The 19670-nt window shown below is 54.8% G+C and carries 24 protein-coding genes; 14 read left to right on the top strand and 10 right to left on the bottom strand.

Going from position 1 to position 19670, the window contains the following annotated elements; genetic code table 11:
* Positions 1 to 3: 3 nt before the first annotated feature.
* Genes CKK19_RS18625 through flgB form a run of 5 tightly spaced genes read right to left on the bottom strand, consistent with a single transcriptional unit; the run spans position 4 to position 3603 of the window.
* Positions 4 to 759: a flagellar basal body rod protein FlgF gene (locus tag CKK19_RS18625; RefSeq protein WP_022647727.1), complete on the bottom strand. Its 756-nt coding sequence runs from the start codon at positions 757 to 759 to the stop codon at positions 4 to 6.
* A 20-nt stretch (positions 760 to 779) separates the two neighbouring features.
* The gene (flgE, locus tag CKK19_RS18620) at positions 780 to 2030 is read right to left on the bottom strand and encodes a flagellar hook protein FlgE (protein WP_023305860.1); all 1251 of its coding nucleotides are present in this window, start codon (positions 2028 to 2030) and stop codon (positions 780 to 782) included.
* Positions 2031 to 2056: 26 nt separating this feature from the next.
* A complete protein-coding gene (gene flgD, locus CKK19_RS18615; protein ID WP_003857994.1) occupies positions 2057 to 2767 on the bottom strand; it encodes a flagellar hook assembly protein FlgD in 711 nt (236 codons plus the stop codon).
* 11 nt (positions 2768 to 2778) lie between these two features.
* Positions 2779 to 3183 carry a flagellar basal body rod protein FlgC gene (gene flgC, locus CKK19_RS18610; protein WP_003857997.1) on the bottom strand — a complete coding sequence of 135 codons (405 nt, stop codon included), beginning with the start codon at positions 3181 to 3183 and terminating at the stop codon, positions 2779 to 2781.
* Between the two features lie 3 nt (positions 3184 to 3186).
* The gene (gene flgB / locus CKK19_RS18605) at positions 3187 to 3603 is read right to left on the bottom strand and encodes a flagellar basal body rod protein FlgB (protein WP_045622629.1); all 417 of its coding nucleotides are present in this window, start codon (positions 3601 to 3603) and stop codon (positions 3187 to 3189) included.
* Between the two features lie 157 nt (positions 3604 to 3760).
* On the opposite strand from flgB, the gene flgA reads away from it, so the two are divergent.
* From flgA to flgN, 3 genes are all read left to right on the top strand, one after another.
* A complete protein-coding gene (gene flgA, locus CKK19_RS18600) occupies positions 3761 to 4420 on the top strand; it encodes a flagellar basal body P-ring formation chaperone FlgA (RefSeq protein ID WP_022647723.1) in 660 nt (219 codons plus the stop codon).
* A 93-nt stretch (positions 4421 to 4513) separates the two neighbouring features.
* Positions 4514 to 4807 carry a flagellar biosynthesis anti-sigma factor FlgM gene (gene flgM, locus CKK19_RS18595; protein WP_063853811.1) on the top strand — a complete coding sequence of 98 codons (294 nt, stop codon included), beginning with the start codon at positions 4514 to 4516 and terminating at the stop codon, positions 4805 to 4807.
* Positions 4808 to 4811: 4 nt separating this feature from the next.
* Complete coding sequence (flgN, locus tag CKK19_RS18590; protein WP_022647721.1) at positions 4812 to 5237, top strand: flagella biosynthesis chaperone FlgN; 426 nt, start codon at positions 4812 to 4814, stop codon at positions 5235 to 5237.
* Positions 5238 to 5295: 58 nt separating this feature from the next.
* Here the strand turns inward: flgN and murJ are convergent, their stop codons facing one another.
* The 4 genes from murJ to rimJ form a co-directional block, all read right to left on the bottom strand.
* Positions 5296 to 6831 carry a murein biosynthesis integral membrane protein MurJ gene (gene murJ / locus CKK19_RS18585; RefSeq protein ID WP_017384735.1) on the bottom strand — a complete coding sequence of 512 codons (1536 nt, stop codon included), beginning with the start codon at positions 6829 to 6831 and terminating at the stop codon, positions 5296 to 5298.
* A gap of 129 nt (positions 6832 to 6960) precedes the next feature.
* Positions 6961 to 7884 carry a Gfo/Idh/MocA family protein gene (locus tag CKK19_RS18580; protein WP_063853810.1) on the bottom strand — a complete coding sequence of 308 codons (924 nt, stop codon included), beginning with the start codon at positions 7882 to 7884 and terminating at the stop codon, positions 6961 to 6963.
* Between the two features lie 2 nt (positions 7885 to 7886).
* Complete coding sequence (locus CKK19_RS18575) at positions 7887 to 8537, bottom strand: YceH family protein (RefSeq protein WP_022647719.1); 651 nt, start codon at positions 8535 to 8537, stop codon at positions 7887 to 7889.
* Between the two features lie 9 nt (positions 8538 to 8546).
* Entirely contained in the window at positions 8547 to 9131 is a 585-nt protein-coding gene (gene rimJ / locus CKK19_RS18570) for a ribosomal protein S5-alanine N-acetyltransferase (protein ID WP_003858007.1), read from the bottom strand.
* A 236-nt stretch (positions 9132 to 9367) separates the two neighbouring features.
* On the opposite strand from rimJ, the gene mdtH reads away from it, so the two are divergent.
* From mdtH to CKK19_RS18525, 9 genes are all read left to right on the top strand, one after another.
* The gene (gene mdtH / locus CKK19_RS18565) at positions 9368 to 10576 is read left to right on the top strand and encodes a multidrug efflux MFS transporter MdtH (protein WP_022647718.1); all 1209 of its coding nucleotides are present in this window, start codon (positions 9368 to 9370) and stop codon (positions 10574 to 10576) included.
* Between the two features lie 120 nt (positions 10577 to 10696).
* Positions 10697 to 11257, top strand: a complete 561-nt coding sequence (locus CKK19_RS18560) for a lipoprotein (protein ID WP_022647717.1) — start codon at positions 10697 to 10699, stop codon at positions 11255 to 11257.
* 128 nt (positions 11258 to 11385) lie between these two features.
* Complete coding sequence (pyrC, locus tag CKK19_RS18555; RefSeq protein ID WP_063853809.1) at positions 11386 to 12432, top strand: dihydroorotase; 1047 nt, start codon at positions 11386 to 11388, stop codon at positions 12430 to 12432.
* A 75-nt stretch (positions 12433 to 12507) separates the two neighbouring features.
* On the top strand, positions 12508 to 12753 hold the full coding sequence (gene dinI, locus CKK19_RS18550; RefSeq protein ID WP_022647715.1) for a DNA damage-inducible protein I: 246 nt from the start codon (positions 12508 to 12510) through the stop codon (positions 12751 to 12753).
* 274 nt (positions 12754 to 13027) lie between these two features.
* Positions 13028 to 13282, top strand: coding sequence for a biofilm formation regulator BssS (bssS, locus tag CKK19_RS18545; protein WP_023299782.1), 255 nt, complete (start codon positions 13028 to 13030; stop codon positions 13280 to 13282).
* Between the two features lie 114 nt (positions 13283 to 13396).
* On the top strand, positions 13397 to 14515 hold the full coding sequence (solA, locus tag CKK19_RS18540) for an N-methyl-L-tryptophan oxidase (RefSeq protein ID WP_225455202.1): 1119 nt from the start codon (positions 13397 to 13399) through the stop codon (positions 14513 to 14515).
* 50 nt (positions 14516 to 14565) lie between these two features.
* Entirely contained in the window at positions 14566 to 14679 is a 114-nt protein-coding gene (locus CKK19_RS18535) for a YceO family protein (RefSeq protein ID WP_022647713.1), read from the top strand.
* Between the two features lie 226 nt (positions 14680 to 14905).
* Positions 14906 to 15472 carry a cytochrome b gene (locus CKK19_RS18530; RefSeq protein WP_063853807.1) on the top strand — a complete coding sequence of 189 codons (567 nt, stop codon included), beginning with the start codon at positions 14906 to 14908 and terminating at the stop codon, positions 15470 to 15472.
* 1 nt (position 15473) lies between these two features.
* Positions 15474 to 16052, top strand: a complete 579-nt coding sequence (locus CKK19_RS18525; RefSeq protein ID WP_022647711.1) for a YceI family protein — start codon at positions 15474 to 15476, stop codon at positions 16050 to 16052.
* Between the two features lie 38 nt (positions 16053 to 16090).
* Here the strand turns inward: CKK19_RS18525 and CKK19_RS18520 are convergent, their stop codons facing one another.
* A complete protein-coding gene (locus CKK19_RS18520) occupies positions 16091 to 17140 on the bottom strand; it encodes a rhodanese-related sulfurtransferase (protein ID WP_023299780.1) in 1050 nt (349 codons plus the stop codon).
* 218 nt (positions 17141 to 17358) lie between these two features.
* Between CKK19_RS18520 and CKK19_RS18515 the strand changes: the two genes are divergently transcribed.
* Positions 17359 to 18285: a Kdo(2)-lipid IV(A) acyltransferase gene (locus tag CKK19_RS18515; RefSeq protein ID WP_063853806.1), complete on the top strand. Its 927-nt coding sequence runs from the start codon at positions 17359 to 17361 to the stop codon at positions 18283 to 18285.
* Positions 18286 to 18426: 141 nt separating this feature from the next.
* Entirely contained in the window at positions 18427 to 19662 is a 1236-nt protein-coding gene (gene mdtG, locus CKK19_RS18510; RefSeq protein ID WP_022647708.1) for a multidrug efflux MFS transporter MdtG, read from the top strand.
* Positions 19663 to 19670 lie beyond the last annotated feature (8 nt).

The raw sequence follows: 19670 nt of genomic DNA, 5'->3' as shown, positions 1-19670 counted from the left end.
CTGTTAACTCATAGCCAGAAGTTGGTTAGCCTTGCCTGCGTTTTCATCGACGCTGCTGATGATTTTCATCTGCATTTCGAAGCGGCGGGCGCTGGCGATCATGTCGGTCATGGCTTCGACCGGTTTGACGTTACTGCCTTCCAGCACGCCGGACATCACGCGGATGGTCGGGTCGGCCTGTAACGTGGCGCCACGCGTGGCCTGCGCCGCCTGGGTCAGACGGAACATCCCGTCATCACCACGCTGCACTTCGTTGCCTTCCGCTTTCACCAGCTTCAGACGACCGACAGGCGCAACGGTGTTCGCCGGGTCGCCCGGGTTTAACGCCGAGATCGTCCCGTCTGCCGCAATGGTCAGCTCTGACCCTTCCGGCACCGTCAGCGGACCGGCTTCGCCCATCACCGGATGCCCCTGAATCGTCAACTGTCCGGTGGCGCTCACCTGAATGTTACCGTTGCGGGTATACCCTTCTGCGCCGTCAGCCGTTTGCACCGCCAGCCAGCCGTCCTGCTGAAGGGCAACGTCCAGCGGACGCGCGGTGTAATCCATCTGGCCTGGCGTCATGTCGGCGCCCGGCGTGGAGGCGGTGACCAGCGTACGCGTGGGCAATGACAGCCCTTCTACCGGCACCGCACGCAGTGCGTTGAGCTGTGCACGAAAACCAGGCGTGGAGGCGTTCGCCAGGTTGCTGGCGGTAACAGCCTGCTGATTGAGCGTCTGGCTTGCAGCCCCCATCGCTGTATATATTGCGTGATCCATTGCGCTTTCCCGTCAGCCGCTTAACGCAGGTTAACCAGCGTGTTGAGGATCTGATCCTGGGTTTTGATGGTCTGCGCGTTGGACTGGTAGTTACGTTGCGCGACAATCATGTTCACCAGCTCTTTACTCAGATCGACGTTGGAGGCTTCAAGCGCGCCGTTGGTCAGCGTGCCGAAGTTACCGGAACCCGCGGTACCCAGCAGGGCAACACCGGAAGACTGCGTGGCGGACCAGACGTTATCCCCTTCGGACTTCAGGCCTTCGTTGTTGGCAAAGTTAGCCAGCACGATCTGGCCCAGCACCTGGGTCTGTTCGTTGGAGTAGTTACCGACAACGGTGCCGTCATCGTTGATCTGGTAGCTCACCAGATCGCCCGGCTTATAACCGTTCTGGCTCGTCGCCACGATGTTGTTCGCACCGGTGTTCTGTTGCATGGAGCTCTGGAAGCTCAGAGAGAACTCGGCAGGCTCCGCACCGCTAATGATGCCAGTAGTAATGTTGATAGCTGGGGTGGCGTTTGGCGTAGCGCTTATCACGCCAGCAGCGTCGTAGTTATAAACACCCGCCAGGTTACCGTTACTGTCGAAGCTCATCTGTGCCGCTTTTTTTGCAGGAGAACCCGCTACGCTGCCATCCTGGGTATACACATCCCATTTGTTGTCAGTTGTTTTGACATAGAACAGGTTCATGTTGTGCGCATTACCCTGGCTGTCAAACACCGTCACGGTGCCTTTCTTGTTGTAAGAGTCAGGGTTGGCCGGGTCGAATGCGACGGTTGGCGCGGTATCGGTGGAGTTCAGGTTGATCTGCTGAGAGGCCGTGGTGGTGGACTTCGCCGCCATCAGCGTCGTTGGGATGGTGATCGCCTGCGGATTCGCACCGGTTTGCACCGTAGGCGGCGTGCCGGCAACCGGATAACCGGTTAACTGAAGCCCCTGCATGTTCACCAGGTTACGGTTTTCATCCAGCTTGAACTGGCCGTTGCGGCTGTAGAACACGGAACCGTTGGCATCTACCATACGGAAGAAACCGTTCTGGCTGATGGCGACATCCAGACCACGACCGGTGTTGGTGGTCGTCCCGTCAGTGAAGTCCTGGGTGATACCCGCAACCTTCACGCCCAGGCCCACTTTAGAGCCTGCAAACATATCTGCAAAAGACGCAGAACCGGATTTAAAACCATAGGTCGCGGAGTTGGCGATGTTGTTGCCAATGACGTCCAGGTTGGTGGCCGCAGCATTCAGGCCGCTGACCGCTTGAGAAAAGGCCATGACTTACTCCTGATAAGTATGAAGGCTTAGATAATCTGCCGAACTTCGTCGAGTGTGGTGGTACCGGAGGTACCCAAATCCAGTTTGTTGCCATCGCTACCTTTGATGACGCCCTGAACCAGGGCAAACTGTAGCGGCTGAGCTACCAGCTGCGTGGTGCCGTTGCTGGCGCTAATCGCAACCTGATACGAGCCGTTAGGCGCTTTAGTGCCGTCGGTCAGGCTGCCATCCCAGGTAAAGGTATGAACGCCCGCTTTAAGCTCGCCAATCTCAATCGTGCGCACCACGTTGCCGCTGGCGTCTTTGATGGTGGCGGTGACTTTGTCGGCTGGCTGCTGCAACTCAACGCCAAACGGCGTCGTGGTGGTGGTGGACGTGCCATCGGTGGTGCTGGTGCCCGCCAGAATCGTGGTCCCCGGGATCATCACCCCGTGACCGATCAGGTTGGCGGCCTGCAAGGACTGGCTGTTATCGATTTGACCGGAGACCGAGCCGAGCGTGGTGTTCAGTTTCTCAATGCCGCTGACGGTACTGATCTGCGCAAGCTGCGTGGTCAGTTCGTTATTCTGCATCGGATTGGTCGGGTCCTGATTTTTCAGCTGTGCCACCAGCAGGGTCAGAAAGCTGCTCTGTAAATCGGAGGCATTGCTTCCGGTGAGAGAGCTGGAACCGGTTGCACTACTGGTGCTGTTGACGCCGGTATTTGTCGGGTCATTCACGTTTACGGCGATGGACATGCGTGTCTCCTTTACTGGCCGAGAGTGAGTGTTTTGAGCATCATGCTCTTCACGGTATTAAGCACTTCGACGTTTGCCTGGTAGCTGCGTGACGCGGACATGGAGTTCACCATCTCCCCGACCACATCCACGTTCGGCATTTTCACGTAGCCGCTGGCATCCGCGAGCGGGTTGCCTGGCTCGTAAACCAGCTTGTCGGGCGCCTGGCTCTCAACCACGTCCGCCACTTTCACGCCGCCCGTTGCCGCACCCGGTGCAGCATCAACCTGGAAGACGACCTGTTTAGCGCGATACGGTTGTCCGTCAGGTCCGGTCACGCTGTCGGCGTTGGCCAGGTTACTGGCTGCCACGTTCAGTCGTTTGGACTGCGCCGTTAATGCCGAACCGGCGATATCAAAAATATTCAGCAAGGCCATTTACTAATTGCCCCCCTGCAGGACGGTCATCATGCCTTTGATTTGCCCGCCGAGTAGCGTCAGGCCTGTCTGGTATTGCAGGCTGTTATCGGCAAACTGTGTGCGCTCCCGGTCCATGTCGACGGTATTGCCGTCAAGCGAGGGCTGATCGGGGACACGATAAAGTAAGTCAGTTGTTGGCGCGGTCATCGCCTGAGCGGGAATATGCCGTGAGGATGTCAGGGCAAGTGAGACACCCGTCCCTTCGGCACGTCCACGCTCCATCACTTTTTTGAGTTCACTGGAAAAATCAATATCGCGCGCCTGATACCCGGGGGTGTCCGCGTTGGCGATATTGGCGGCTAAAATTTCCTGCCGCTGGGCGCGTAAGTTGAGCGCTTCCTGCTGAAAACGTAACGCGGCGTCGAGTTTATCGAGCATGTCTCCTCCGCTGATGAGAAAATTTCAGTTCACAGCTTAAATCTCACCCCGTCTCCCCTATCGACGGAATAAGCGCAAAATGCGTCGCTATTTGTTGCGTTGATGGAAAACCACTGCGGGTAGAATTTGCTTAATTCTGGACATGGTGGAACGTGCGATGCGGACTTTTAAACGTGGCCTTGCGGCGACCCTGCTGCTTTTGAGCCCTCTTGTGCAGGCTGAGGGGTTAGAGAACCAGCTCAATGCATTCTTTGCGCAGAAGCTGGCCGGTTTCAGCGATGACGTACGCGTGACCGTACGCACCCCGCCTAACCTTTACCCTTCCTGCGAAGCCCCGTCATTTAGCGTGACCGGCAGCACCCGATTATGGGGCAACGTGAATGTGCTGGCGCGTTGCGCCAACGAAAAACGTTATTTACAGGTTGCGGTTCAGGCGACAGGCAATTATGTTGTCGCCGCCGTTCCCATTCCCCGGGGCAGCCTGCTGCAACCAGACAGCGTAACGCTGAAGCGAGGCCGTCTGGATCAGCTTCCACCGCGGACGATGCTGGATATTAACCAGGCTCAGGAGGCGGTCAGCCTGCGCGATGTCGCCCCTGGACAGGCGATACAGCTCTCTATGCTGCGCCAGGCGTGGCGGGTGAAGGCGGGACAACAGGTGATGGTGGTCGCCAATGGCGAAGGCTTTAGTATCAACAGTGAAGGAAAAGCGCTGAATAATGCCGCAGTAGCACAAAATGCCCGGGTCAGAATGTCCTCAGGCCAGGTGGTCAGCGGCACGGTCGGTCCTGATGGGAATATTCTGATTAACCTGTAATCTTTTTAAAGATTTCGCGGCGACTGCCGATAAATATTCAACAAATGATGATGTCAGGCGCAAACGCCGCGAACCCTCGATGAGGACAACACTATGAGCATTGATCGTACATCAGCCCTGAAGCCGGTTAGCACTGTACAACCTCGCGAAACGAGTGAGGCTGCCCCGCAAAAAACGCGTCTGGAAAAAACCTCGACGGCTAACAGCACCAGCGTCACGCTGAGCGATGCGCAGTCGAAGCTGATGCAGCCAGGCAGCAGCGATATCAACATGGAACGAGTTGAAGCGCTGAAAACGGCTATCCGTAACGGCGAACTGAAAATGGATACCAGCAAAATCGCTGATGCGCTGATTCAGGACGCACAGAGTTTCCTCCAGAGTAATTAACCGTATGAGTCGACTGTCAGAAATACTGGATCAGATGACGGTGGTCCTGAACGACCTGAAAACGGTGATGGACGCAGAACAGCACCACCTCTCTTCTGGTCAAATCAACGGCAGCGCGTTGCAACGCATTACTGAAGATAAAAGCTCGCTGCTGGCGACCCTGGATTATCTGGAAAAACAGCGACGCGCTGAGCAAGACACGAAACGCAGCGCCAATGATGAGATCAACGAACGCTGGCAGACCATTACAGAAAAAACCCAGCATCTTCGCGATCTCAACCAGCATAACGGCTGGCTGCTGGAAGGTCAGATTATCCGTAATCAGCAGGCGCTTGAGGTGTTAAAGCCCTATAAAGAGCCGGGGCTGTACGGTGCGGATGGTCAAACGGCCACGGCACGTATCACGGGCGGGAAAAAGATTTCGATTTGACGCACTAGCGGCATGTCATGAAGCGGGGAGCACCTTCTGGTGACTCCCCTTTTGGCGTTTATACCGTGCGGCGGGTAAACTCTTTCACTTTGAAGCCAAGCACCGCCAGCGTGGCAAAGTACGCCACCACCCCGACCACCACCACGGCCATCAGACGCATCAGGCGGTAAGGCATGGTGCCCTGCGCCCATTCAGGCATGACATACAACATGCCAACCAGCGCGGCCGCCATCACTACTACCGCGATCGCCAGACGCAGCAGGAAGCTTGCCCAGCCCGGCTGCGGGGTGAAGATATCCTGCTTACGCAGCTGCCAGTACAGCAGCCCGGCGTTGAGACAGGCCGCCAGACCAATCGACAGTGACAGACCCGCGTGTTTCAGCGGACCAATAAACGCCAGGTTCATCAGCTGCGTCATGATCAGCGTCACAATGGCAATCTTAACCGGCGTTTTGATGTCCTGACGTGAATAGAAGCCGGGCGCAAGCACCTTCACGACAATCAGCCCCATCAGCCCCACTGAGTAGGCTACGAGCGCACGCTGGGTCATGGCGGCATCAAAGGCGGTGAATTTTCCATACTGGAACAACGACACCGTCAGCGGTTTCGCCAGGATCCCCAGCGCCACCGCGCTTGGCAGCGCCAGCAGAAAACAGAGACGCAGACCCCAGTCCATCAGGCGGCAGTATTCATCGTGGTTGCCGCTGGCGAAACTTTTCGACAGCGACGGCAGCAGAATAGTCCCCAGCGCCACGCCCAGCACCCCGGATGGAAACTCCATCAGACGATCGGCGTAGTACATCCAGGACACCGAGCCCGACACCAGGAAAGAGGCGAAGATGGTATTGATGATGAGCGAGATCTGGCTGACGGACACGCCGAGTATTGCCGGTCCCATCTGTTTGATAACGCGCATTGCGCCCGCATCTTTGAAATTAATGCGCGGCAGAACCAGCATGCCGATCTTTTTCAGGTGCGGGAGCTGGTAAGCAAGCTGTAACACCCCGCCGACGGTCACGGCCCAGGCCAGCGCCAGCACCGGTGGGTTAAAATGCGGCGCGGCGAACAGCGCAAAGCCAATCATGCTGACGTTAAGGAACGTGGGGGCAAAGGCCGGCACGGAGAAGCGGTTCCAGGTATTCAGGATGGCGCCCACCAGCGACGCCAGCGAAATCAGCAGAATATAGGGGAAGGTTATCCGCAGCAGTTGCGTCGTCAGGGCAAATTTATCCGCCGTGTCGGCAAAGCCCGGCGCCGTTACCATGATTACCCAGGGCGCTGCCAGCATCCCCAGTACGGTCACGATCGCCAGCGCCAGCGTCAGTAAACCGGAAACGTACGCCACAAAGACGCGGGTGGCATCTTCGCCCTGCTTGCTTTTATATTCCGCGAGGATCGGGACAAATGCCTGTGAGAAAGCCCCTTCGGCAAAAATACGGCGCAGCAGGTTCGGCAGCTTGAACGCAACGAAAAAGGCGTCAGTCGCCATCCCTGCGCCAAAAACCCTTGCCACAATGGCATCGCGCGCAAAGCCAAGCACGCGGGAAAACATGGTCATCGAGCTGACGGCCGCCAGCGATTTTAATAAGTTCATTAACGTGAAGTTCCACAACCCTACGGATTTCCAGGACGGATAAGCGAAAGCGCCACCCGGCAAAGCCAACAAGCGGCGCTTAGTCTAACCGGATTTCAACGAATTACTATCGGCAGATGTTACAGCGAGTTATTCCGACATCGCTTCGCGCCAGAGTCGTTCCACGATGCGCTGCGCCAGAATGGCCTGCTCCCCGGACGTTTCAGGAACCGTCTGATTCTGCACGCAGGTAATGAAGTGACGCGCGCAGCCCACAAAGCCACGCTGCTCCAGGGTGCTCTGCCAGCCGGGAACGGGTAACGCGAGCACGCCATTGCCCTTCTCTTCCCGCCACTCACGCATATCGGTGACGTCATACAGCGCGCCATCCGTAACGGCCTGCACGGACTCGCGTTGGCTGCCCGCACGACGATGCATGCTGGTCGTCACCTGTAAATGCTCAACGGCAAAATGATGTTCGGCGTAAACCATTTCACCCTGCTCGTTGGTCAGCAGCGTGCCGCTTTGCAGCTGGGCTTTTCCGTTACCCAGCCACAGGGCCGTATCCACGACGTGGAGATAATCATCCAGCAGCGTGAACCGCAGATCGTTCGGCCCTACGCTGTCGGTACGGTGCTTATCCATACGCAGAGAGGCAAACGAGCCGGACTGCGCTTTAAGCTTCTGATAGAGCGGCGCAAAACGGCGGTTGAAGCCGACCATCAGCGTCAGCTTTTTACGCGCGGCCAGCTCAATCAGTCGTTCAGCATCCTGCACATTTTCCGCCAGCGGCTTATCAACGCAGACGTGAACGCCTGCGTTCAGCAACTCGCTCACCACCTGGAAGTGCGTCGCGGTTGAGGTATGCACAAATACCGCATCACATTCACGGGCTAAATCCTGGAGTGAGCCAGCATAAGGGATGCGCCAGGTTTTGCAGATGCGCTCTGCTTTCTCGCGGGTGGGCGACCACGCCCCTTGCAGCGTCCAGTCTGACGCGGCGCCTAAAACGGGCAGCCATGCTTTTTGCGCAATCCCGCCCAGCCCCACCACTCCAATGCGTAATGTAGTCACGGTTAATCTCCCAGGTGTGCGAGTAAAGCATCCAGACGCTGCTTCAGCCCGGCAACCTCGTCTTCCAGGGCTGCCACGCGCGCGGTCAGGCTGTCGTTTGATGCTGGCGTGTCGGATTCGACGGCCAGCGTAGAGGACTCCACGTCGCCGCTAAACAGGTGCATGTAGCGGCTTTCACGCTTGCCCGGCTCGCGGGCCAGACGCACCACGTAAGGACCGTCCTCGCGTGAGGCTAATCCCTCCAGCGTCTGTTCAACGTCCTGCATATCCTGAAACTCATGCATGCGGGAGGCGCGTGTGCGCAGTTCACCCGGCGTCTGCGCCCCGCGCAGCAGCAGCGTGGTGATAACCGCCACTTCTGCGGCGCTGAGTTTTAAATCGCCAAATTCGGAATTACAAAAGCGCTGTTCATATTTAGTGACGCGATTACCGAAGCCGCTGACGGTGCGCAGGTAGTGGCGCTTCACCAGCTCATCAAGGATATCCTGCACCTCGTGCTCGCCAAGGTTCATCACTGGCTCACGGTTCGTCTTTTGGTTGCAGGCCATCGTGACGGCATTCACGGAAAGAGGATACTGTTCCGGCGTCGTAACCTGCTTTTCCAGCAGGCAGCCAATCACGCGCGCTTCGGCGCCATTTAACTGATATTTCATCTTTTCTCCTTAACGACCCGCGGTCCACTCCTGCGTGGTGAGCGCGGTGAGGACATGGTCCCGCCACTCGCCGTCAATCAGCAGATAATCTTTGGCATAGCCCTCTTTCTCAAACCCCAGGCGGGCCAGCAGATCGCCGCTGCGCTTATTGTGCGGCATGTAGTTCGCCATAATGCGATGGATATGTTGCGTGCGCTGCATGTAGCGAATCGCCGCCGTCAGCGCCTCAAACATGAGCCCCTGCCCCTGCCATTTCTGGCCGATGGAATACCCGAGATAGCAGGCGTGAAACGACCCGCGTACTACGTTTGAAAAATTGGCAATGCCAACGATCTCTTTCTCTTCCGGATCGAGAAGCGCGAAATAAAACGCACTTCCCTGTTTGTGAAATTCCGCAATCATACTGAGGCGCGCCTGCCAGCCAGAGGGGTAGCAATGGCTCTCGTCCCGAACGGGTTCCCAGGGTTTTAAAAACTGGCGATTCTCGGCGTAATAATCCGCCAGACGCCAGGCATCACGCTCATGCACCAGACGAACGACCAGCCTGTCCGTCGTCAGACGCACTTTTGGCACATTACTGCGATAGCCAAACATCGATACCACTCCTTCCCGTCGCTTCTGCTCTGCCTGTTAGCTTTACTATACCTGCGCCTGTGCCTTCTGTGAAAACAGTGACATACCATTTTTATCGCTTTTCACATTTTTCGATGAGAACTCTCTATCAAAGCACCTTTTTGATAAAAAAATATTGTCGCCAGCAGGTATGTGAAAAAGCGCGGCGACACCGCAGAATATTAGCGTGCTCACCTTTTATTTTCCCTGGAGGGAAAATGTCCCGCGTATCACAGGCCAGGAGCCTGGGTAAATATTTCCTGCTCGTCGATAACATGCTGGTCGTGCTCGGCTTTTTTGTCGTTTTTCCACTTATATCGATTCGTTTTGTCGATCAAATGGGCTGGGCGGCGCTAATGGTCGGGATCGCGCTGGGCTTACGCCAGTTTGTACAACAGGGTCTTGGCGTGTTTGGCGGGGCAATAGCCGACCGCTTTGGTGCGAAACCGATGATCGTCACCGGCATGCTGTTACGTGCGGCGGGATTCGCCACGATGGCAATCGCTCATGACCCCTGGCTGCTGTGGTTCTCCTGTTTCCTTTCCGGGATTGGCGGCACCCTTTTCGACCCACCGCGTACCGCGCTGGTGGTTAAGCTTATCCGTCCGCAACACCGGGGGCGTTTCTTCTCAATTTTGATGATGCAGGACAGCGCTGGCGCGGTAGTGGGCGCCCTGCTGGGAAGCTGGCTGCTGCAATACGATTTCCGCCTGGTCTGCGCCACCGGCGCGGTGCTGTTTATTCTCTGCGCGCTGTTTAACGGTCTGTTTCTGCCTGCATGGAAGCTGTCGACGGTAAAAGCGCCGGTGCGGGAAGGGCTTGACCGCGTGCTGAGCGATAAACGCTTCGTCACCTATGTTTTAACGTTGACCGGCTACTACATGCTCGCCGTGCAGGTCATGCTGATGCTGCCGATTATGGTTAACGATATTGCTGGCACGCCGGCGGCGGTAAAATGGATGTATGCCATTGAGGCCTGCCTTTCTCTGACTCTGCTCTATCCGATTGCCCGGTGGAGCGAGCGCCGTTTCCGGCTTGAGCACCGTCTGATGGCCGGGCTGTTGCTGATGACGCTGAGCATGATGCCCATCGGCCTGGTGAGTTCACTCCAGCAGCTGTTTATGCTGATTTGCACCTTCTATATTGGCTCAATCATTGCCGAGCCGGCCCGTGAAACCCTGAGCGCGTCACTTGCCGACGCCCGGGCCCGTGGCAGCTACATGGGCTTCAGCCGTCTCGGACTGGCGCTTGGCGGCGCGCTGGGTTACACCGGTGGCGGCTGGCTGTTTGATGCCGGAAAAGCGCTCCATCAGCCGGAGCTGCCGTGGGTCATGCTCGGTATGGTCGGCTTTATGACGCTGATTGCCCTCTGGTGGCAGTTCAGTGATAAACGCAGCACCCGCGGGATGCTGGAGCCTGGCGCCTGACCTTCTGGGGGAGGATATTTACCTCCCTTCACTATCAGTTTTTTCTGCTGGTTTCTCCAGGATCACCCTGACATACTGGCGTATCAGGACAGATGCGCCGATTTTATGTTGAGGAACACCATGAAAAAGATCGTTATTGCCGCTGCGTTAATTGTCAGTGGGCTGCTGGTGGGATGTAACCAGCTTACGCAGTACACCGTCAGTGAGCAGGAAATTAATCAGGCGCTGGAAAAACATAATAACTTTTCAAAAGATATCGGCGTGCCCGGCCTTGCGGATGCACATATCGTCCTGACGAATCTCGCCAGCCAGATTGGGCGCGAGGAGCCTAACAAAGTCACCCTGTCCGGCGATGCCAGCCTGGACATGACCTCGCTCTTCGGCAATCAGAAAGCGGATATCAAGCTGAAGCTCAAGGCGCTGCCGGTCTTCAATAAAGAGAAAGGGGCAATTTTCCTGCAAGAGATGGAAATCGTCGATGCGGTCATCACGCCGGATAAAATGAAACCGGTGCTGCAAACGCTGATGCCTTATCTCAACCAGTCGTTACAGAACTATTTCAACCAGCAGCCCGCCTACGTTCTGAGCGAAGACAAGAGTAAGGGCGAATCTCTGGCGAAAAAATATGCCAAAGGGATAGAGGTGAAACCGGGTGAAATCATCATTCCTTTCACCGACTAAATACTCCGGGCGCTCAGGCGCCCGTTTTTTTTAACGGAATAGTGTGCAAACGAAAACGTTTCCGCTTATGATTTGTGTCCGGCAAAAACAGCCATCTTATGACTGATCCCTTTCAAGCCGGAGCTTCCATGACTGTACAATCCCAGGTTCTCAAAATCCGCCGCCCAGACGACTGGCATATCCATCTTCGTGATGGCGACATGCTGAAAACCGTCGTGCCGTATACCAGCGAAATTTATGGCCGTGCGATTGTTATGCCTAACCTGGTTCCGCCAGTCACCACCGTCGAGGCCGCGATCGCCTATCGCCAGCGTATCCTTGACGCCGTTCCGGCCGGGCACGATTTTACTCCGTTGATGACCTGCTACCTGACGGACTCGCTGGATCCCAATGAGGTTGAGCGCGGATTTAACGAAGGTGTGTTCACCGCCGCGAAGCTCTACCCGGCAAACGCCACCACCAACTCCAGCCATGGGGTGACGAGCATTGACGCCATCATGCCCGTTCTGGAGCGTATGCAAAAACTGGGAATGCCACTGCTGGTGCACGGGGAAGTGACCCACGCTGACATTGATATTTTCGATCGCGAAGCGCGTTTTATCGAAACGGTCATGGAGCCGCTGCGCCAGCGTCTTCCTGGGCTGAAGGTAGTGTTTGAACACATTACGACCAAAGATGCCGCAGAGTATGTCCGGGATGGAAACGAATTGATTGCCGCCACCATCACCCCGCAGCACCTGATGTTTAACCGTAACCACATGCTGGTGGGTGGCGTTCGCCCACATCTGTATTGTCTGCCGATCCTCAAGCGCAATATCCACCAGCAGGCGCTACGTGAGCTGGTCGCCAGCGGCTTCCCGCGCGCGTTCCTCGGCACGGATTCCGCCCCGCATGCCCGTCACCGAAAAGAGGCGAGCTGCGGCTGTGCAGGCTGCTTTAACGCCCCGACCGCCCTGGCAAGTTACGCAACCGTCTTTGACGAGATGAATGCGTTAGGCCATTTCGAAGCCTTCTGCTCCCTTAACGGCCCGCGTTTCTACGGTCTGCCGGTTAATGACACGTTCATTGAGCTGGAGCGCAAAGAAAGCCAGGTTGAAGCGTCGATTGAGCTCACCGACGATACGCTGATCCCCTTCCTGGCCGGTGAAACCGTAAGCTGGACGGTAAAAAGCTAAAAAATTGTCATCCCCCTGTTGTCAAACCGCCAATATAACTGTATAAATAAACAGTATATTACACAGGGGGCATTTATGCGTATTGAAGTCACCATTGCCAAAACCACCGTCCTGCCTGCTGGCGCACTCGACGCTCTGGCGGGTGAGCTATCCCGACGTATTAACAGCACTTTTCCTGAAAACGATGGCGCCATAACGGTACGTTATGCGACAGCAAACCATCTTTCCGTCATTGGCGGCGCGAAAGAAGACAAAGACCGCATCAGCGAAATTTTGCAGGAAACATGGGAAAGCGCCGACGACTGGTTTATCACTGATTAAAATTTGCTCCCTCATTGTGTTTTTTTGCCGGGTCGCCCCGGCTTTTTTTCGTTTCGTCTCCTGAAAGTTCAAAATATTTCAGTATCTTCTTAGAAAATCGTGAACAAGATGACGTTTTATTGTTCGAACAATCCTAAAAAGCAGAAAAATGTGTTGCTACCCGTTTATTTTTTCCTGCGGAACCCTTATTAATTGATATACTGAAAAAGCTTTCAGAAAAACATGCATTGAACCTCAAAGTCGTTGTCTTCTAACACGCATTAAGGGGGTTATAATGGAAAAGAATAATGAAGTCATCCAGACCCATCCACTCGTTGGCTGGGATATCAGCACCGTAGACAGCTACGATGCGCTGATGCTGCGTTTGCACTACCAGACCCCGAATCAGCTAAACCGTGACGAAGCGGAAGTTGGACAGACGCTGTGGCTTACAACAGACGTCGCCCGTCAGTTTATTTCTATTTTGGAAGCAGGCATCGCAAAAATAGAATCTGGCGACTACCAGGAAAATGAGTATAAACGGCATTGACCTTATGCCCCTTTTCACTCAACAGGCACCCTCGCGGTGCCTTATTTATTTCGCTCTTGTATAAGCCCACATAGTTAATTACTCTGCTAACAAAGCGTTAGTAAAGAGAAGCCTATGAAATACGATTTGATCATTATCGGAAGCGGCTCCGTTGGATCTGCAGCCGGTTATTACGCTACGCAGGCGGGTCTGAATGTGCTGATGATTGACGCCCACCATCCCCCTCATTCTGAAGGAAGCCATCACGGCGATACCCGTCTTATCCGTCACGCTTACGGCGAAGGTGAGCGCTATGTACCGCTGGTGCTTCGGGCTCAGACGCTGTGGGATGAGCTGGCCGCAGTCACCGAAGAACGCATTTTTGAGCGCACCGGGGTTATTAATCTGGGGCCCGCCAACTCCACGTTTCTGGCGAATGTCGAGGAGAGCGCGAAAGCCTACCGTCTGGATGTTGAGCGTCTGGATGCGAACGACATAATGGCGCGCTGGCCGGAAATTTCTGTCCCTGAAGACTACATTGGATTGTTTGAAGCCAATTCCGGGGTACTGCACAGCGAAACGGCCATTAAGACATGGATTGATCTCGCCGCCAAAGCGGGCTGCGCACAGTTGTTTAACTGTCCGGTCACGGGTATCACCCACCATGCCGGGGGTTCAACCGTCACCACGTCTGAAGGTGAATATACCGCCACGCGCCTGCTGGTGAGTGCGGGAACGTGGGTGACGAAACTGCTGCCGGATCTGCCCATCCAGCCGGTACGCAAAGTCTTCTCCTGGTTCCAGTCTGACGGGCGTTACTGCAGCCAGAACAAATTCCCGGCGTTCACGGGCGAGTTACCTAATGGCGACCAGTACTACGGTTTCCCCTCGGAAAAAGACGCGCTCAAGATTGGCAAACATAACGGCGGACAGGTCATTTCCTCTGCGGAAGAACGCAAGCCGTACGGAGCCTATCCGCAGGATGGTTCCGAAGCCTTCACGTTCCTGCGTAATATTCTGCCGGGCGTAGGCGGGTTGCTTTATGGCGCAGCGTGCACCTACGACAATACGCCAGATGAAGACTTCATCATCGACACCCTGCCTGGGCACGACAACACCCTGATCGTAACCGGGCTCAGCGGTCACGGGTTTAAATTTGCCTCTGTGTTAGGTGAAATCGCCGCCCAGTTTGCTCAGGGGGTTGCGCCTTCGTTTGATCTCAAACCCTTCGCGCTCTCGCGCTTTAGCCGATAATACCGCTACAGGCTCCGAATAACCGGAGCCTGATTTGCGAGAGGATCATCATGCGCAGACTGGTGAATTACCTTATCAATAACATCCGCGAGCATTTCATGCTCTACATTGTCCTTTGGTCGCTGCTGGCGATTGTTGACGTCATCTTTATTGTATTCTTCTGAAAACCATCACTGACGTTTATTGACACTCCTTTAAACTTATTTAACTTATAGTTTTTATAAAAAGTCATCTCAAATTTATTGAACGAAGCGATTGAAATACATTGCGGAAACATATTCAAATTCGCTGAAATAAAATAACTAAATAACATTATTCCTTTTTTTCAGTTGCATTATTTAATTAATCCGGCCATTTTTATTGCTCAGTCATTTGAGAACGGAAATTCATATGCAATGGCGTAACTCCTCCAGCCGCTACGGAATAATATCCATGTGTTTACACTGGCTATTTGCACTTGCTGTCTATGCCATGTTTGGTCTCGGCCTCTGGATGGTGACATTAAGCTATTATGACGGTTGGTATCATCAGGCCCCCGAATTGCACAAAAGCATTGGGGTTCTGCTGATGATGGGTCTGGTTTTTCGCGTGATCTGGCGACATCTCTCTCCGCCCCCTCCTGCCCCCAAAAGCCATGGCCGTCTTACCCGCATAAGCGCTATTGGCGCACATATCGCACTCTATGCTCTGCTGTTCGCCATTCTGATCAGCGGCTATCTCATTTCGACCGCAGACGGCAAACAGATCAGCGTGTTTGGGCTCTTTGACGTCCCTGCCACGCTGGCTGACGCCGGTTCACAGGCTGACACCGCAGGTGTAGTTCATCTGTGGCTGGCATGGAGCGTGGTGATCCTGTCTGTTCTGCATGGCCTTGCGGCCCTGAAACACCACTTTATCGATAAAGACGATACGCTGAAGCGCATGCTTGGCCGTTCGTCAGTTGACTCTGGAGCATAAAATGAAAAAACGCCTGTTGGGTATCGCATTAGGTTCGCTGTTATTTACCACCGGTTCGGCCATTGCCGCCGACTATAAAATTGATAAAGAAGGCCAGCATGCCTTCGTCAATTTCCGTATTCAGCATCTGGGTTACAGCTGGTTATATGGTACGTTCAATGATTTCGATGGCACATTTAGTTTCGACGAGAAAAACCCTGCTGCCGATAAAGTAAACGTCACCATTAATACTAACAGCGTCGACACTAATCACGCCGAGCGTGATAAACATCTGCGCAGCGCTGAATTCCTGAACGTAGGCAAATTCCCGCAAGCTACTTTCGCGTCGACAGAAGTGAAGAAAGACGGTGATAAGCTCGCTATTACCGGTAATCTTACGCTGAACGGCGTAACAAAACCGGTAACACTGGATGCGAAATTAATCGGCCAGGGCGACGATCCGTGGGGCGGAAAACGTGCTGGCTTTGAAGCCGCCGGCAAAATTCATCTGAAAGATTTTAATATCACCACAGATTTAGGACCGGCATCGCAGGATGTAGAGCTGATTATTTCGGTGGAAGGCGTTCAGCAAAAGTCATAAAACAGGCCCGGCAGGCTTTTACGCCGCCGTGCAATGTTTTACTCCGGGTCCGGAATACCCAGTTTGGTATTCAGTCGGCCCCGGGATTTATTAAAGATCTTATTCCCGTTCTCGCGCCCGGCACGGCGACGACGTTGCTCTTCTTCAGGCAGGATACTCTCTTCACTGCACAGCTCGCTACAGCAGCCATTAAACTTCTCGGCACATGCAGGACACTGAATAAACAGAAGATGACAACCGTCGTTTTTGCAGTTGGTATGCGTGTCGCACGGCGTACCGCACTGGTGGCAGTGAGCGATTACGTCCTCTGAAATTCGCTCGCCCATACGCTCATCAAACACAAAGTTTTTACCGATAAAACGCACCGGTAACCCCTGCTCGCGGGCGCGGCGGGCATATTCAATGATCCCACCCTCAATATGCCAGACTTTATTAAAACCGTTGTGTTTCATCCAGGCACTGGCTTTTTCGCAGCGGATCCCCCCGGTGCAATACATAACGATCTTTTTGTCTTTATGCTCCTGCATCATCTCAACCGCTTTCGGCAGCTGTTCGCGGAAAGTGTCGGCAGGAATTTCCATCGCATTCTCGAAGTGGCCCACTTCATATTCGTAGTGGTTACGCATATCGATGAACACTGCATCCGGATCGTCGAGCATCGCGTTCACTTCAGCGGCCTTGAGGTACTCCCCCACATTAGCGGCATTGAAGTTCGGATCGTCGATGCCATCCGCCACAATACGCTCACGCACCTTCATGCGCAGCACCCAGAACGATTTGCCGTCATCATCCAGCGCAATGTTCAGGCGTAAGCCGTTAAGCGCCGGATCAAAACCATAAAGGAGATCGCGGAAGGCACTGACTTTGCTTTCCGGCACGCTGATCTGCGCGTTAATACCCTCACGCGCCAGATAGACGCGACCAAACACGTTCAGGGCGGTGAAAGCCTGGTAAAGCGCATCGCGGGTCGCCTGTGGATCGTTGATGGTAAAATATTTATAGAAAGAGATCGTTGTGCGCGGTTCGGTTTCGGCCAACATACGCGCTTTCAACATCTCATTCGAAACGCGGTTGTGTAACACTGGCATGGTGTACAAGTCCTGCAATCGTTGAGAAATAAAAATCGGTCGGCATGATATAGCAAACAAAGACAATTTACATCCACACAATTTACGCTACATTTCAGTCAACCTGATTAATCAGACTTAACACTTGCATATTCTTTCATGTTTCGATGACAGACATTTTGGCTATGCCTCAAAAAATGAGACAATAGCCCTTCAGGACGTTAGAACACAGGACAGACATGACCCAGTTACCGAAATTTACTGCCGCGCTTTTACACCCACGCTATTGGTTAACATGGTCAGGCATTGGCTTGTTGTGGCTAATTGTACAGCTGCCTTATCCCGTAATTTTCCGCATGGGTAAAGGACTGGGCCGCATTGCTCAACAATTTATGAAGCGTCGCGCCAGGATCGCGTATCGAAATCTTGAGCTTTGCTTTCCTCAGATGAGCGAATCTGAGCGTCACGACATGGTGGTTAAAAACTTCGAATCTGTCGGCATGGGACTGATGGAGACCGGTATGGCCTGGTTCTGGTCTGATAAGCGCATGGCGCGCTGGACGGAAGTGGCCGGAACCGGCATGGATCCGGTGCATAATCTCAAGGCCAACCAGACTGGCGTCCTGCTGATTGGCGTTCATTTCCTGACGCTCGAAATTGGCGCACGCATGTTCGGCATGCAGGCGCCGGGTATTGGCGTTTATCGTCCCAACGATAATCCGGTGATCGATTTGATCCAGACCAACGGACGCATGCGCTCGAATAAAAGCATGATCGACCGCAAAGACCTTAAAGGGATGATCCGCGCCCTCAAATCAGGTGAAGTGGTCTGGTATGCCCCGGATCATGACTACGGCCCGCAATCCAGCGTGTTTGTCCCGTTCTTTGCGGTGGAAGAGGCCGCGACGACCACCGGGACCTGGATGCTGGCGCGGATGTCCAAAGCCGCTATCGTGCCGTTTGTTCCGCGCCGTAAGCCGGACGGTTCAGGCTATCAGCTCATCATGCTGGAGCCGGAACTCACGCCGCCACTGGATGATGCAGAAACCACCGCGCGCTGGATGAACGCTATTGTCGAGAAATGCATTATGCTCGCTCCCGAGCAGTACATGTGGCTGCATCGCCGCTTCAAAACCCGGCCTCAGGGCGTCCCTTCTCGTTATTAATCTGCATGCGGTCTTCCGGGCCGCAAGCTGTTTTAGCTTTAAAAGCTCCCCGTCATTGCGGCAATCATACCCCAGGCGCATAATTAGCAGGCTTATTACCTCACTGGTCACGGTGCCCTGCACCTCATTATGCGGATAGTTATGTCCTCCACAGATGCTCCCATAAACTGGAAACGCAACCTGACGGTTGCATGGCTGGGTTGTTTTCTTACTGGCGCCGCCTTTAGCCTGGTAATGCCCTTCCTGCCCCTCTACGTTGAACAGCTCGGCGTCACCGGCCATAGCGCACTGAATATGTGGTCCGGCCTGGTGTTCAGCATTACGTTCCTGTTCTCCGCCATTGCGTCGCCTTTCTGGGGTGGGCTTGCGGATCGCAAAGGCCGCAAAATTATGCTGCTGCGCTCCGCGCTCGGCATGGCGATCATAATGCTGTTGATGGGGGTGGCGCAGAATGTCTGGCAGTTTCTGATATTACGCGCGCTTCTGGGTCTGCTCGGGGGATTTATCCCCAATGCCAACGCCCTGATCGCAACCCAAATCCCACGCCATAAAAGCGGCTGGGCATTAGGTACGCTCTCCACTGGCGGCGTAAGCGGCGCACTGCTGGGTCCGCTGGCGGGCGGGCTGCTGGCCGACCACTACGGACTGCGGCCGGTATTCTTCATTACCGCCAGCGTGCTGTTCCTCTGCTTCCTCGTGACGCTTATCTGCATCCGCGAGAATTTCACGCCGGTAGCCAAAAAAGAGATGCTGCACGCCCGGGATGTGCTGGCCTCGCTGAAAAACCCAAAGCTGGTGCTGAGCCTGTTTGTGACCACCATGATTATTCAGGTGGCCACCGGTTCAATCGCGCCTATTCTGACGCTCTATGTCCGCGATCTGGCGGGAAACGTCAGCAACATTGCTTTTATTAGCGGCCTGATCGCCTCTGTTCCCGGCGTGGCCGCGTTGCTGAGCGCGCCGCGGCTCGGCAAGCTGGGCGATCGCATCGGCCCGGAGAAAATCCTGATCTGCGCCCTGATCCTCTCCGTCCTGCTGCTGATCCCCATGTCGATGGTGCAGTCTCCCTGGCAGCTCGGCGTGTTGCGCTTTCTGCTGGGCGCAGCGGACGGCGCGTTGCTTCCGGCGGTGCAGACGCTGCTGGTCTATAACTCCACCAACCAGATTGCCGGGCGTATTTTCAGCTACAACCAGTCGTTTCGCGATCTGGGTAACGTCACCGGGCCGCTGGTCGGCGCGGGGGTTTCGGCCAGTTTCGGTTTCCGGGCGGTCTTTATCGTGACGGCAGGCGTCGTGCTGTTCAACGCTGTTTATTCCTGGCTCAGCTTATCCCGGGCGCTACGCCCGGCGCGCATAACACAACATCGTGACGGCTAATTTACGCA

It is taken from the genome of Enterobacter sp. CCUG 70166 (assembly GCF_020224095.1).
Taxonomy (GTDB): Bacteria; Pseudomonadota; Gammaproteobacteria; order Enterobacterales; family Enterobacteriaceae; genus Enterobacter; species Enterobacter intestinihominis.
Note: the sequence above shows the minus strand (reverse complement) of the source record. Positions and strands in the feature narration are given on the sequence as shown.

Bases quoted from the DNA above. Each gene is read 5' to 3' on its own strand.
- CKK19_RS18575 (WP_022647719.1), bottom strand. From the start codon at position 8,537: ATGAAATATCAGTTAAATGGCGCCGAAGCGCGCGTGATTGGCTGCCTG.
- rimJ (WP_003858007.1), bottom strand. From the start codon at position 9,131: ATGTTTGGCTATCGCAGTAATGTGCCAAAAGTGCGTCTGACGACGGAC.
- mdtG (WP_022647708.1), top strand. From the start codon at position 18,427: ATGTCCTCCACAGATGCTCCCATAAACTGGAAACGCAACCTGACGGTT.
- CKK19_RS18530 (WP_063853807.1), top strand. From the start codon at position 14,906: ATGCAATGGCGTAACTCCTCCAGCCGCTACGGAATAATATCCATGTGT.
- flgM (WP_063853811.1), top strand. From the start codon at position 4,514: ATGAGCATTGATCGTACATCAGCCCTGAAGCCGGTTAGCACTGTACAA.
- pyrC (WP_063853809.1), top strand. From the start codon at position 11,386: ATGACTGTACAATCCCAGGTTCTCAAAATCCGCCGCCCAGACGACTGG.
- solA (WP_225455202.1), top strand. From the start codon at position 13,397: ATGAAATACGATTTGATCATTATCGGAAGCGGCTCCGTTGGATCTGCA.
- flgE (WP_023305860.1), bottom strand. From the start codon at position 2,030: ATGGCCTTTTCTCAAGCGGTCAGCGGCCTGAATGCTGCGGCCACCAAC.
- flgD (WP_003857994.1), bottom strand. From the start codon at position 2,767: ATGTCCATCGCCGTAAACGTGAATGACCCGACAAATACCGGCGTCAAC.
- flgA (WP_022647723.1), top strand. From the start codon at position 3,761: ATGCGGACTTTTAAACGTGGCCTTGCGGCGACCCTGCTGCTTTTGAGC.
- dinI (WP_022647715.1), top strand. From the start codon at position 12,508: ATGCGTATTGAAGTCACCATTGCCAAAACCACCGTCCTGCCTGCTGGC.
- mdtH (WP_022647718.1), top strand. From the start codon at position 9,368: ATGTCCCGCGTATCACAGGCCAGGAGCCTGGGTAAATATTTCCTGCTC.
- flgC (WP_003857997.1), bottom strand. From the start codon at position 3,183: ATGGCCTTGCTGAATATTTTTGATATCGCCGGTTCGGCATTAACGGCG.
- flgB (WP_045622629.1), bottom strand. From the start codon at position 3,603: ATGCTCGATAAACTCGACGCCGCGTTACGTTTTCAGCAGGAAGCGCTC.
- CKK19_RS18560 (WP_022647717.1), top strand. From the start codon at position 10,697: ATGAAAAAGATCGTTATTGCCGCTGCGTTAATTGTCAGTGGGCTGCTG.
- CKK19_RS18515 (WP_063853806.1), top strand. From the start codon at position 17,359: ATGACCCAGTTACCGAAATTTACTGCCGCGCTTTTACACCCACGCTAT.
- CKK19_RS18520 (WP_023299780.1), bottom strand. From the start codon at position 17,140: ATGCCAGTGTTACACAACCGCGTTTCGAATGAGATGTTGAAAGCGCGT.
- CKK19_RS18535 (WP_022647713.1), top strand. From the start codon at position 14,566: ATGCGCAGACTGGTGAATTACCTTATCAATAACATCCGCGAGCATTTC.
- murJ (WP_017384735.1), bottom strand. From the start codon at position 6,831: ATGAACTTATTAAAATCGCTGGCGGCCGTCAGCTCGATGACCATGTTT.
- bssS (WP_023299782.1), top strand. From the start codon at position 13,028: ATGGAAAAGAATAATGAAGTCATCCAGACCCATCCACTCGTTGGCTGG.
- CKK19_RS18525 (WP_022647711.1), top strand. From the start codon at position 15,474: ATGAAAAAACGCCTGTTGGGTATCGCATTAGGTTCGCTGTTATTTACC.
- flgN (WP_022647721.1), top strand. From the start codon at position 4,812: ATGAGTCGACTGTCAGAAATACTGGATCAGATGACGGTGGTCCTGAAC.
- CKK19_RS18625 (WP_022647727.1), bottom strand. From the start codon at position 759: ATGGATCACGCAATATATACAGCGATGGGGGCTGCAAGCCAGACGCTC.